Source organism: Halonotius sp. GCM10025705, assembly GCF_042662885.1.
GTDB lineage: Archaea > Halobacteriota > Halobacteria > Halobacteriales > Haloferacaceae > Halonotius > Halonotius aquaticus.
Genome location: NZ_JBHSZD010000001.1, coordinates 306,418 through 318,963, shown reverse-complemented (window position 1 = coordinate 318,963; position 12,546 = coordinate 306,418). Strand labels below are relative to the sequence as shown.

The 12,546-nt window shown below is 59.3% G+C and carries 11 protein-coding genes; 4 read left to right on the top strand and 7 right to left on the bottom strand.

Going from position 1 to position 12,546, the window contains the following annotated elements; translation table 11 throughout:
• The first annotated feature begins 118 nt into the window (after positions 1-118).
• A complete protein-coding gene (locus ACFQJB_RS01805) occupies positions 119-973 on the top strand; it encodes a response regulator (RefSeq protein WP_379723263.1) in 855 nt (284 codons plus the stop codon).
• A gap of 65 nt (positions 974-1,038) precedes the next feature.
• Here the strand turns inward: ACFQJB_RS01805 and ACFQJB_RS01800 are convergent, their stop codons facing one another.
• The 7 genes from ACFQJB_RS01800 to ACFQJB_RS01770 all read right to left on the bottom strand — a co-directional run bounded on the left by ACFQJB_RS01800 (position 1,039) and on the right by ACFQJB_RS01770 (position 11,157).
• Positions 1,039-1,479: a metal-dependent transcriptional regulator gene (locus ACFQJB_RS01800; protein WP_120102685.1), complete on the bottom strand. Its 441-nt coding sequence runs from the start codon at positions 1,477-1,479 to the stop codon at positions 1,039-1,041.
• Between the two features lie 49 nt (positions 1,480-1,528).
• Positions 1,529-2,014, bottom strand: a complete 486-nt coding sequence (locus tag ACFQJB_RS01795) for a ferritin-like domain-containing protein (RefSeq protein ID WP_379723260.1) — start codon at positions 2,012-2,014, stop codon at positions 1,529-1,531.
• 112 nt (positions 2,015-2,126) lie between these two features.
• Positions 2,127-3,335, bottom strand: a complete 1,209-nt coding sequence (gene sufD / locus ACFQJB_RS01790) for a Fe-S cluster assembly protein SufD (protein WP_379723257.1) — start codon at positions 3,333-3,335, stop codon at positions 2,127-2,129.
• Complete coding sequence (sufB, locus tag ACFQJB_RS01785) at positions 3,332-4,759, bottom strand: Fe-S cluster assembly protein SufB (RefSeq protein ID WP_379723254.1); 1,428 nt, start codon at positions 4,757-4,759, stop codon at positions 3,332-3,334. Before sufB ends, sufD begins: the two co-directional genes overlap by 4 nt.
• A gap of 51 nt (positions 4,760-4,810) precedes the next feature.
• The gene (locus ACFQJB_RS01780) at positions 4,811-5,731 is read right to left on the bottom strand and encodes an ABC transporter ATP-binding protein (protein ID WP_379723251.1); all 921 of its coding nucleotides are present in this window, start codon (positions 5,729-5,731) and stop codon (positions 4,811-4,813) included.
• A gap of 129 nt (positions 5,732-5,860) precedes the next feature.
• On the bottom strand, positions 5,861-9,907 hold the full coding sequence (locus ACFQJB_RS01775) for a DNA polymerase domain-containing protein (protein ID WP_379723248.1): 4,047 nt from the start codon (positions 9,905-9,907) through the stop codon (positions 5,861-5,863).
• Positions 9,868-11,157, bottom strand: a complete 1,290-nt coding sequence (locus ACFQJB_RS01770; protein ID WP_379723245.1) for a 3'-5' exonuclease — start codon at positions 11,155-11,157, stop codon at positions 9,868-9,870. Before ACFQJB_RS01770 ends, ACFQJB_RS01775 begins: the two co-directional genes overlap by 40 nt.
• Before the next feature lie 140 nt (positions 11,158-11,297).
• On the opposite strand from ACFQJB_RS01770, the gene ACFQJB_RS01765 reads away from it, so the two are divergent.
• The 3 genes from ACFQJB_RS01765 (at position 11,298) to ACFQJB_RS01755 (ending at position 12,546) form a co-directional block, all read left to right on the top strand.
• Complete coding sequence (locus tag ACFQJB_RS01765) at positions 11,298-11,471, top strand: DUF7331 family protein (protein WP_379723242.1); 174 nt, start codon at positions 11,298-11,300, stop codon at positions 11,469-11,471.
• A 39-nt stretch (positions 11,472-11,510) separates the two neighbouring features.
• Entirely contained in the window at positions 11,511-11,987 is a 477-nt protein-coding gene (locus ACFQJB_RS01760) for a DUF7322 domain-containing protein (protein ID WP_379723239.1), read from the top strand.
• 61 nt (positions 11,988-12,048) lie between these two features.
• Positions 12,049-12,546 carry a DUF7346 family protein gene (locus ACFQJB_RS01755; protein ID WP_379723236.1) on the top strand — a complete coding sequence of 166 codons (498 nt, stop codon included), beginning with the start codon at positions 12,049-12,051 and terminating at the stop codon, positions 12,544-12,546.

The following is a 12,546-nucleotide window of genomic DNA, read 5'->3' as shown; positions in this document are numbered from 1 at the left end:
CCGCCGACTGAACTCGTCAGAGTGTGTTCTGAGCGGAGTGATCCGATAAAACCTAACGCGGACAGCGAATATTTTACCTATGTTAACAATTATAGTCGCCGCTACTGTTTAGTGTGATATGAGTCGAGCACCGTTGGAGACGAACCAAATACATCCGCTTGAGTCGTCGCCGGATTCACTGACGGTTCTGCATGTCGACGATGAAAAACCGTTTCTTGAGCTTACCAGCGAGTATCTCAGCCACGAGCTTGAGGATGCGACGGTCATCACCCGAACCGACCCCCGTGCAGCGATCACATATCTGGAGGACAATCATGTTGACTGTATCGTCAGCGATTATCAGATGGGGACGATAACCGGCGTCGAGTTCTACGAACACGTACGCACCAACGCAGCGGATATTCCGTTTATTCTGTTTACCAGCCATGGCAGCGAGGCGATCGCCTCAGAGGCACTTGAAGCGGGCGTTGATTTATATCTCCAGAAATCACCCGATGCCGGGTATTTTAGTGTGCTGGCAAATCGGATTTCGATGCTCGTCGAGCAGTTTCATGCCAAACGACAAACACGAAAGCTCAAGCAAACCTACGAGGTGATCGCAAAGACATCAACAGACGCATTTTGGATCCAGGATATGGCAAGCGGCAAAACGTTGTACTCCGAGGGCATCAAGTCGTTTGGCTACGCGCCGGGGATTCGGGACGATGGATTTGAGTGGTGGATCGAACGCATCCATCCCGACGACCGGGCTGACGCCACGGCAGTGATCGAAAACAAGAGTACTGGCACAACAACAGAACTCGAACCATCCGGGCATGAACAAACACAGTTTTCCCATGCCTATCGGTGGCAGACGGAGTCCGGCGAGTACGTGTGCTGTGACTCGCGTGGGGCGATCGTCTTCGAAGACGGTGAGCCCGTAGAGATGACGGGATCGATGACAAAACGAGAGCAGTCCGGCTGTTGTCCCTGAGCGGGTAGCTAACACACAGGGGTATCACGACTCGCTTCGATTACGCGGTCGCAATCGGAGACCCGTCAGTCGGCTGCAGCCTCTTCGAGCGGTTCGACATCGAGACAGCCGCAGGCGTCGAGTTCCGGATCGAAGCAGTCGGGACACTCGGATTTGCGGTCGATGATCGTATCCAACCGCTCGGCGACAGTGCCGTCGATGACGGGTTCGAGTTCGCGGGCCTCCCCGCGGAAGTCCTCGACATCAAGCACATTGACGAGGAACCGTTCGATGATGCAGTACGTCTGGAGGGCATCACGCGCTTTGACGATCCCATCATCGGTCAGCGAGACGCCTTTATACTTCTCGTGTTCGGCGAGCCCGCGCGCTTCGAGTTTGCCGATCATCTCGTTTGCGCTGGCGGGACTTACATCCAACATCTCAGCGACGCGACCGGTGGCAGCCGGACTGTTGTCGTCCTGTTGGATCAGATAGATCGCCTTGAGGTATTGATCGGCCGTATTCATCGGTTGGCCTCCGGTGCGGTGAGGGAACTCACAACTGATTGCTGAAGGGTCATTCGCGTTGCTCCATAATGGTGGTGACTGTTTCGACGGCGTCGCGTTCGGCGTCTCGAAGCGCCCGCAGCACCGACAGCAGGTGGGGTCGATCCACCGAGAACGCCGCATCGCTGGCTTCGATCGCATCGATCATATCGTCGTAGAACTTGTAGGCCGTCTCCTCGTTGCAGAGCTGATCATAAAGGACGCCATCGAAGTCCTCGGGTTTCGTCTGGCCGTAGCTCGCCTCCACGAGGGCGTCGATCTCATCGAAGGGGATACTGTCGGCCGCAAGGCTGTCGATGAGGCCATCGAGCCGGTCGCGGTGGGCCGCCGACTCCTCGGCGGCATCGGCCAACAGCGACTCCAGTTCGGCGTCGGGTTCCGGCAGCGACTCACGGTGGTTGTTGGCGCGAGCCTCAGTGACCTCCTCAAGAACGATCCCGATCTGCAGCAGCCGCGCAAGCTGTTGATCGGAGTCAACGCGCTGACTGAGACTCATTGGATATCGCTCCGTGCTGCCGACACTCGCATAACTATTGGTCTGGGATGTGCGAACTTACCGTTTTCCATTCGACAACCACCGACAAAAATCCGCGCCGCAACGCCGGCCGTCAGTCGAGCCGGGCGATGATCAGCTCTGAGAGATCCTCACGGAACTCCTCGACGTCGATCTCTTCGAGTACCGGCACGAAGAAGCCCTCAACAAGCATGTTGCGGGCCGTGTTGGGATCGATCGAGCGGGAGGTCATATACAGCAGATCCTCCTGGTCGACCTGTCCGACGGTCGCCGAGTGACTGGCCTCGGTGTCGTGGTTTTTGATGATCAGCTTGGGTGAGGCGTCAGCCTCCGAGTCATCCGACAGCATGAGCGTATTCTCACGCTGGTAGGAGCTCGTATTCCAGGCGTCTTGGCCAACGTCTTGGACACCCTCATACACCGACCGGGCCACGTCGTCGAGGACACCGCGGGTGACGAGATCGGCGGTCGTGCTCTCGGCGTTGTGCCAGACGCGGGCGTTGATATCGAGGTGTTGATCCTCGTGGCCGAAGAACGCGCCGACAACCTTCGTCTCCGACCCCTCGCCGTCGAGAGCCGTTTCGACATCCGAGCGGGTGAGCCGGGAGCCGATGTTGCCCTCGATCCAGTTGATCGTCGAGTAGGTGTCGGTCACACCGCGTTTGAGCGTGATGTGGTAGGTATCCTGGTCGAGGTTCTGCAGGGAGCCGAACTGCACGTAGCTGTTCTCGCCGGCGCTGACCTCGACGATGTTGCTGAAGAACCGATCGCCGTCGACCTCGTCGCCGGACTCGATTGATTCCAGAATTGTCGCTGACGACGACTGCTCGGTGACGACGAGCGTGTGGCTGAACAGCGATCGGGAGTTCATCTCCGCGCGGATGGTGATGTCCTCGACATCGACACCCTCCGGCACGTAGATGACCGTCCCCGTCGTGAACAGCGCGGTCGACAGCGCCGTCAGATAGTTGCGCTCGGGGTCGACAACGGAGCCGAAGTGCTCCTTGATGAGATCCTCGTGCTCATCGAGGGCTTCCTCGAATGAGAGGACGGTCGCGCCCTCAACGCTCTCACGAACGGTCTCGTCGGACTGATCGCGCGGATCGACGAGTTCCTCGAAATCAAGCGATTCGAGGTCGGTCCAGCGTCGACCCGGCGTGTGGATCACGTCCGGCAAATCGAGGGAATCGAGGCTGTCGAGTGCCTCAAGCCGGCGTTCGAGCAGCCACTCGGGTTCGTCGCGGGCCGCCGAGATCTCTTCGACGGTCTCTGCGGAGATGGAGGCTGGTACCTGCACGCTCATCCGAGCGAGCCCTCCATTTCGAGTTCAACGAGGCGGTTGAGTTCAACCGCGTACTCGATGGGGAGTTCCTCCGTGATCGGCTCGATGAAGCCCGAGACGATCATCTGTTTGGCGTCGTCGTCGTCAAGCCCGCGCGACTGGAGGTAGAAGATGTCCTCGTCGCCGATCTTGCCTACGGTCGCCTCGTGGGCAACGTCGACCTTCGACTCGTTGATCTCCATGTACGGCATCGTGTCGGAGGTCGACTCGTTGTCGAACATCAGCGCGTCACACTCGACGGCCGTCGAGGAGTTCTCCGCGCCGTCGGCGATGTGGACGAGCCCGCGGTAGTTGGTGCGGCCGCCGTCCTTCGAGATCGACTTCGACTCGATGGTCGATTTCGTCTCGGGGGCGTTGTGGTAGACCTTCGCGCCCGTGTCGATGTCCTGGCCTTCGCCGGCGAAAGCGATGGTGATGTGGTTGTCCGACGCGCCGCGACCCTTGAGGATCGTCGAGGGGTACAGCATCGTCGCCTTCGAGCCCATCGACCCCGAGATCCATTCCATGCGCCCGCCCTTCTCGGCGATGGCGCGTTTCGTGTTGAGGTTGTAGGTGCTTTTCGACCAGTTCTGAACGGTCGAATACTGGACGTGAGCGTCTTCTTTGACGAAGACCTCGACGCCGCCGGAGTGGAGGTTGAACGCGGAGTATTTCGGGGCCGAACAGCCCTCGATGTAGTGGACTTCGGAGTTCTCCTCAGCGATGATCAGGGTGTGCTCGAACTGCCCCATCCCTTCGGAGTTCATCCGGAAGTACGCCTGAATCGGCATCTCGACGGTGGTGTCTTCCGGGACATAGACGAAGGAGCCGCCCGACCAGATCGCGCCGTGGAGCGCGGCGAACTTGTTGTCGCTCGGCGGGACGGCTTTCGTCATGAAGTACTCTTTGACGAGGTCTTCGTGTTCCTGGACGGCCTTGTCCATGTCACAAAAGATGACGCCTTTCTCCTCCCACTGCTCCTGCATGTTCTGGTAGACGATCTCCGACTCGTATTGGGCACCAACGCCGGACAGCGCGTTCTTCTCGGCTTCCGGGATGCCGAGTTTGTCGAAGGTGTCCTTGATGTCATCGGGGAGGTCGGTCCAGTCGTCGACGCCGCCGCGAACGTCGATATCCGGGCGGATGTACGGGACGATCTCGTCGACATCGATCTCGCTGAGATCCGGGGCTTCGGGCCAGTCGGTCGGCATCGGCATCTCCTGGAACTGCTTCAGGGCACGGAGTCGCCGCTGGAGCATCCAGTCGGGTTCGTCCTTGTCCTCGCTGATGACGCGGATCGTCTCCTCATCGAGTCCTTTCTCGCTTTTGAAGGCGGAGGCTTCCTCCTTCTTGAACTCGAATCGGGATTCGGTGTTGGTTTCTTGAAGTTCTTCGTTTGAGCTCATGTATTGTGGTTGTGTTTGGTTGCTTATAGTGCTGTGCGTAATCGATTATTGTTACGCGGCCTCGTAGACTTCGTCACGAACCCAGTCGTAGCCTTTGTCTTCGAGTTCTTCGGCCAACTCGGCTCCGCCGCTTTTGGCGATCTCGCCGTCGAGCATGACGTGGACGTGGTCGGGTTCAACGTAGTCAAGAATGCGCTGGTAGTGGGTGATCTGGAGAATTCCGGTTCCCTGCTCGTCGCGGAGGGCGTTGATGCCCTTGGCGACATCCTGCAGGCGGTCGATGTCGAGCCCGGAGTCGATCTCGTCGAGGACGGCGACAGCGGGCTCAAGGAGGGCAGCCTGGAGGACTTCGTTCTGTTTCTTCTCGCCGCCGGAGAAGCCGGCGTTGAGATAGCGGTGCATGAACTTCTCGTCCATATCGAGCAGCTCCATCTTCTCGGAGAGGATCTGCTGGAACTCCGCGACGCTGACCTCGCCGTCGTCTTCTGGGCCTTCCATCGGGGACGTTTCGTAGCCCTCCTCGTCGTCGTCGGCTTCGGCTTCTTCGTCGTCTTCGTCTTCGAACAGTTCCTCGCGTTCCTCGGCTTTGGCGTTGAGTGCCTGTCGGAGGAAGCTGGTCATCGTGACACCCTCGATCTCGGCGGGGTACTGGAAGCCCAGGAAGATGCCGAGGGCAGCTCGTTCGTTCGGTTCGAGCTCAAGAAGGTTCCACGAGAGATCCTCCTCGTCGATGTCGGCGTCGATATCTTCGACATCTTCGTCCTCAAGATGGAGGAGAATCTCGCCGTCAGTGACCTCATACGCTGGGTGGCCGGCGATAATCTTCGCCGTTGTCGACTTCCCGGAGCCGTTGGGACCCATCAGGGCGTGGATCTCACCGGAGTTGACTTCGAGATCGACACCGCGGAGAATCGTTTCGCCGTCCTCTTCTGCGACTGCTGCGTGGAGATTGCTGATTTCAAGTGTTGCCATTGGTGGTTCGTTGCCTCGTATCCAAATGGTAGTGAGTTACGCCCATAATGGTTTCGCATTCACCCCCGTGATTGATACAGGAGCGAAAAGAAAAGTTTTCGATCAGCAAAAACCCGGGTGAGAAATCGGCTACCAATACTGTTCGAGGCCGGTCTGGGTTTGGCCGGTTTTGATCTCATCCCACGACATATCGAGGGCTTCGATCACCCGCGAGATCGGCCCCTTGAGCGTCTTCTCCAACATCTTTTCGAGGTCGATCTCGAATTCGTCGGGGAGTTGGTCGGCATACTCAAAACAGATCACATCGGGATCGCGTTTGAACTCGCCGTACAGTGGATCTTGCCGCGGATCAAGCCCCTGTTCGTCTTCCACCCGGCGGAAAAACGAGGAGTGAACGTCCTTGAGGTAGAGCCGCTTGGGTTTCGAGCCGCGATCGAAGTTGGTGCCAAGTAGGAGATTGGCGTACTGCGCGCCCCGAACCTGCGCGGTCGGCGTCTCGTAGGCGTCGAGTCGCTTGCCGATGCCGCCAGGGATGCCGATCTCCTCGACGCTCCGCTCGCCATTAAGGAACTCCTCGATAACAGTGGTTAGGTACTCCCTGACCTCCTCGCGGTCGGCCTCCATGTCGTCGCCGGTGACGATGGTTTCGATCACCTCTTTCTGGACGCGTTTGGTGATCGGCGCGATATCCGAGCGTTTGTACTCGAAGCCGGTGATGTCGATGTCGTCGACATCCTTGCCCTCCTTCCAGATGATGTGGCCGGCGTACCGCTTCTTGCGACCGGCTTGGAAGAACCGTCGGTAGAGCTTTTCAAATTCGATCTGGAAGCGGTGCTCGTCGGCGTTGAGTTCGTTGCTTGCGAAATCGTCGTAGCGGCTGTTGATGTACTCCTCGATCTCGAAGGATTGCTCGATGGCTGCGGTTTTGTCTGCCGCGCTGTCGAGTTCGAGCATGACGGAATCGGTGTTGTGAAGAACGATACCGCCGACACCATCAACGAAATTATCGTTTTCCGCGACGCTCAGATCATAGACATAGCCGTCGTGATTCACATCCGTGAGAACCGGATCGCGGCCGCTCCGGTAAGAGTCACAGGTGCGGATCGTGTAGCTGTCTTTCGAATCCCGATATTTTAGCGAGTGTTTCTGGTCACGCTGCGTGAGCAGCATCGAGAGGCCGGCGGCGAGTTCGCGGCTCGTCGTCTCGAAATCGAAGTGTCGCTCGCAATACTCGTCGGTGTACCGCGGGAACTCACGGGAGCCATCGCCCTCGATGAGCGTATCGAGGAAGAGATCCTGTGCATCAGCAGGGAGATTGAAGATGAAGCCAGGAATCCGCTTGCCGCGTGAGGTCTGGCCGGCGAACTCGCGGAAGAACACCGCCGACAATTCGTTCATCAACTGGAGTTTGTGCGTCGTGTCGTCGTAAGTGACCGACTGCGCACCGTCGCTGGTCTCGTACTCGAGGGTTCGCTCTCCGGAGTTATTGGAGGCAATTACACTCACTGACGTGTTTTCGAACAGTCGGTAGTAGTCCGACTGGAGTCCATCAAGCCATTCCGCGCGTGATTCCGAAATGCTTGCACCGAATCGTGAGTCGGTCGTCTCAATTGTTGAGGCACTGCCCTCGGTAATGTAGGCCGCCAGCAACCGCAGCAGGGCGACTCCGTCTTCGGAGTCAATGTCGATGTATCGCTGTACTTTGACTGGTTTCGAGAGTTCGTTGTGGTGGTCGTGGCCGAACCAGACCCACTCGTCGTTCGCGTGGACGCGCTTGGTTTTTGTCGCTGCGTCCGCGCTGCCGACGCTCCGGCCGTCTTCGTACTCACGGGTGTAGCCGTTCAGTACCCCGTACACATCAATCGTCTCGACGGTGTCGACTGCCGGCAGCCCCGGTATACGGAGCGGTTCGTCGACATCCTCGGGTGCTGCCTCAATGAATTCGCTGTCGTCGTCAACCACGTACGAGTGATCCCGCGTCGTCGTCGACTCACCGAACTTGTGCTGGAGTTTGACAACCGGTTTGTCGGTTTCATGTCTGATCGCCTGCTGGATCGGTTGCCATTCCGACTCACCATCGGCCGTCAGCGAGAGAGCGTCCCAGCCGTCAAGTCGGCGACGATCCTTGCCGCCAGGAGCCGAGCCGACAGCACCGCCGTCGGCGGTGATGACGACCGTGTCGCTGGTGTTCTCTGTCGCGCGCTCAAACAGGTCTTGGATCGGGAGTACGCGAACGATCCCATCGGGATCGCGGACAACGACGGGACGATCACCGGTGACGCTATCTCCGTATGCGACTTCGTAATCGAGTTCGCTGGCGACGGTTTCGGTGAAATCGATTACCTCACGGCCGGTCGCCGTCACGGCCGCCGCGCCCTCCTTATCGTAGAGCCGGAACCGATCCCACCCCGTTACGCCGTACAGGGACTGCCCGACGAACTGGAATTTCCCGTTGCGACCCGCCAGCAACGTGTGGTTGTCGGCGACGGTCACACAGTAGACGCCGTCATCGGCCGTACTTCGTGATCCGCTCCGATGCATCCGCACCGAGTTCTTCGAGTCTTCGGTGACGTAAATTCGCCACGTGCCGCTGTCACGGTTATAGTTGGCCGTGACGCCGAGATGCGTACAGAGCCGGATCACGTCGTCTCGAAGCTCCTCGCTCGACGTGCTGTATCGCCACGAGTTTGGTTGGCGGTCGCCGTCGCCATCAATCAGCACCGAGAGGAACCGCTCCTTCTGGTCGCTGCTCGTCTCGAAGACCAACTCAGGAATCCGTTTCGAGAAGCTGTCATCGCCACACAATCGCTCAAGCAGGTCGCCAAACAGCTGGGAAGTGAACTGGTAGGAGCGATCGTCAACGTAGTAGTCGAGATCCATCCGGTCGAGCAGGTCGCCGATAGCGGCGTGGTGATCACCCGCTGAGGAGCCGCCGTCGGCGACAGCTTCCTGTGCGACCTTGACCGTCGTTGACGACCCGCGGTAGTTGTCGCCGAACTGCTTCGCGTCCGATGTGTAGACGTTGCCCTCGGTAATGTACCATGCGAGGAACGCGAGGAAGTCATCACCGTCGTAGGTGCGTGGAATCCATTTCCGTCCCGATTCGGTGTGGATGAAACTCTGCTCACAGACGGATTCGATGTACTCGCGGTTTGCCTCGAACTCCTCGGGCGTGAACACATAGCCGACGTGATCGACATCGGCCTTGGGCACACGTCGCGGCTGGAACCCGAGTTCGGCGGTGAACGTGTGGCCATGAACCGAGGGTCGAACCCAGACCTCGTAGTCGTCGACGAACTCGGTGAGATCGACCATTTCGAGGCGGTCGCCGCCGTCGTACGTCCAGTCGTGTGGGAGTTCGTAGTTGCAGTAGTCCTCCAGCTCGCCGGCCTCAACGAAGCTGTATCCGTCTTCGGTGATCCCGTTACGGTCGTTTTTCCGGACGAGCATTCGATGGTTCGGCGTCACCCGGAAATCGATCTTGCTCGTTTCGATGTCGACGAGTTCACCGCGATAGTCCGGATACGCGTGGGTTTCGGTGACCGGTTTGATTTCGAGTTCCTGTGTCTCCGGATCCAGTGAGTACACCTGATCGCCGACAGCGAGCTCCGTGATATCACGTACACCCGCTGGCGTTAATACCTCCGTATCCGGCGTAAAGCAGTTCATGATGACCTTCACCGCAGCCTGCTGCGTGTCGTAGATCTCGTAGTCGGCGCTGTCCGGATCGTGTTGATTCCGCAGTTCTTTCTTTTCCTCTCGTTCTGTTAACAGTTCATCGACCATCTCGCGCATGATGCCGTCCGGCTCTTTCCGGAACCGGGTGCCGTTGGGCGCACGGTAGGTTTCGCCCTCGAAGTCGTCGTCGACCTTCGTTTCGGGGCCGGCGTTGATCGTCACCATGCACATTGGGTAGAGGCTTTTCAGGTCGAGGACGCTGATGTTTTCGCGGACGCCAGTAATCGGATCGAAGACGGCTCCGCCCTCGAACTCCTCGGCTTCCTGTTTGCCCTTCGTCGGCAGGGCAAACTTGCCGTAGGCTTTGTGCAGGACGTACTGGTCGACAGCGTCGCCCGGTGTCGGCGCGTCTTCGAGCTTACAGCCGACGAACTTGCGGACTTCGTCCCAGAAATCAATCAGACCTTGCTTGCGGTCGATCTCGACACAGAGTTCCACGTCCCGGAGGTTGTATTCGAGGAGGCGTTTCGGTTCCTCTTCCCAGAGATCGCCGATGTCGCCGGCGTATCGCTCCTTACCAACGCCGAGTTCGAGTTCGCCGACAGCGTCGAGCCGGTAGGAGTCGGCTCGGTGAACTGGGTGCGCTTGTAGCCGTAGAGGAGATCGAAAACGACCCGGCCCTTGATATCAGGGCCACCCCACCCGGATCGCCAGACCTCATCGATCCGAGAAAGGCGGTCGACCGAGAGATCACGGTCGGTCTTGGCATCGACAACCTCCAGCCGGTCAAGGAAGTACGGCGCGTCGAAATCCTCGAAGTTCCAGCCCGTGAAGACGTCAGGGTTTGTGTCGTCGATGTAGTCGATAAACGCATCCAGCATCGCCGCCTCGGAGTCATAGGTTCGGACATCGACCGCAATGTCGTCCTGATATGGGTCGTAATCGGGGAGATCGGTCGGAATCTCGCCGTCGCCGTCAGGCGCCTCGTAGAGCCATGCAATATACTCCTCATCAAAGGAGTCGTAGCTCGTGAGACAGACGATCGGTTCCTCGCCGTCCTCGGGAAAGCCCCGGCGGTCGTCGACCTCGATGTCGAAGATGTTGACGCGAAGATCGCTGTCGACTTCGGCAGGGACAACCTCGGTGTGGGGGACTTGGATTGTGTCGCTTTCGAGCCGTCGCTCCGAGACCTCAATCCCGCTGTTGATGCCCTTATCGATCAGAAATCGGTTCGGAAACAGAATGTCGGCCTCGTAGTGATCAAACTCGTCGCGAACCTCGCCCACGTCACGCGGCGTGCGACCGATAACCTTGGTCAGCTTCTCGCCGCGAATACTCTCGAAGTGCTCGCCGTCGGCGTCGGTCTCCCGGCTGTCGACGACGACATCGTACTCCTCTTCGGGCGGTGTGTCGAGGGAGTCGGTCGGGACGTAGAAGTAGGGTTCGAAGCCGAGGACGCGGACGTGTTCGTGGGTGCCGTCGGCGCGGCGGCCGAAGACGTGGATCACAGGGTGTTCCTCGCGGCCACCGCCCTCGATGGTGTAATCGACCTGTGTGACCATCAACTCGACTGTCCCCGTCGAATCGGGGAACTTCGCGTCCTCAACGTCGACGACCTCACTGATCCGACCGCCGCCGTTGCCGGCGACGACCGCGGCCGCATCGGCGGGGTCAGTCGCGTCCGCAGCATCCGTCTCGTCGTCGGCATCGTCGGCAGGGGAGAAAGACGAGAGATCCGACTGTGTCATAGCGAGTGGTTGCGTCGTTCAGATAAAAAGTCCCGGTGTTCGGTCGGTCAGGCCGCTGTGACCGACCCCGACCGGCAGGGGTGGCAAGCCTCGGGGCGATAACAAACTATTTAGCATGTCACCGGTTACCAAAGGGTAGCATGTCCACCTACGCGGACGACCAACAGGAGCACAGTGCGGCAGCCTCCGAACCGGCCGGGGTCGCAACCGTCGAATCCTATGAGGTCGACGACGGGGTGGTGCTCTTCGATGCCGAGAACCCGCTTGCGTGGGTTGAAACCACCGAGGCGATTCCAGTCAGCGAAGCCCTGTAAAAGCCGAATCCTTTTGCTGGCGGCCCATTGACTCGGAGTATGCCGTCTGAGCCACCGACAGAACCCGGTTCCAACGGTGAGCCAACCGATCCATCGATCGGTGAACCGGAGGAGGTCGCCGACGACGCGACCGAATCGGATGGCGAAGACGATCGCTCCTATGAACAGCAGGTCGTGGACGAACTCGTCCCAGATATCAGCGTCGGCGACGATGCCAACCCAGACAGCCACCAGGTCGACGCCGAACCCGACAACGATGCTGAAGCGGACGCCGAAGACGAGCTCTCCGACGCCCTTGAGGAGATCGACGACGACCTGTTGAACGCGTTTATCAAGATCGTCGTCTCGATCAAGGCCGGGATCCTGCTGATCAGTATCGGGCTGTTAGTTATCGGCTTTCGAGAAATGCTGGCCCTCGGCGGCGGGCTCATCGCCGTCGGCTGTCTCGCCTTGGGTCGCGCAGCCCACCGGTACTGGGATCACAAACAGACGAGACAGCAGAGAGACGACGGATGACAACAAGACGAAGGGATGCCGGACGCAACGGCTAACCGCCCGGACGGCGTTGAGGTAGCTAATGCGAACGGTTCAGGATGACGACGGCGACCATTATTTAGTGGTCAAACAGTCCGGCGACAGCAGCCTCGTCCGCGATCCGGAGACCGGAGCCGAACACTACGTTGCTAACAGCGATCTGACGGTCGTCGACGACGAGTCGCCGCTGTCGACCGCCGCAGCCGGGATCGACCCTGCAATCCGGCGACTAGTGACGGCGACCTACGATGACCAATCCTTGGGGCTTGTCATCGAGTTAGTCGATCGTGAGTCGATCTCGACGGTCGAACTACTGGAGAGCTACGACCTCTGTGAGAGTGATCTCCACGGGCTACTCGCCGAATTCCGCGCGGCCGGCCTCGTCAAGGAAGCCGACAGCAACGGTCGCCGCGGCTATGCGGCGACAGAACTCGCCACACAGGCCGTCAACAAACTCCGCGAGGGGGACGCTGCCGAGACCGATTCCGGCAGCGATGCCGACGCCGAGGCCAGCGACACAGCGTCGACGACACCAGAGTAG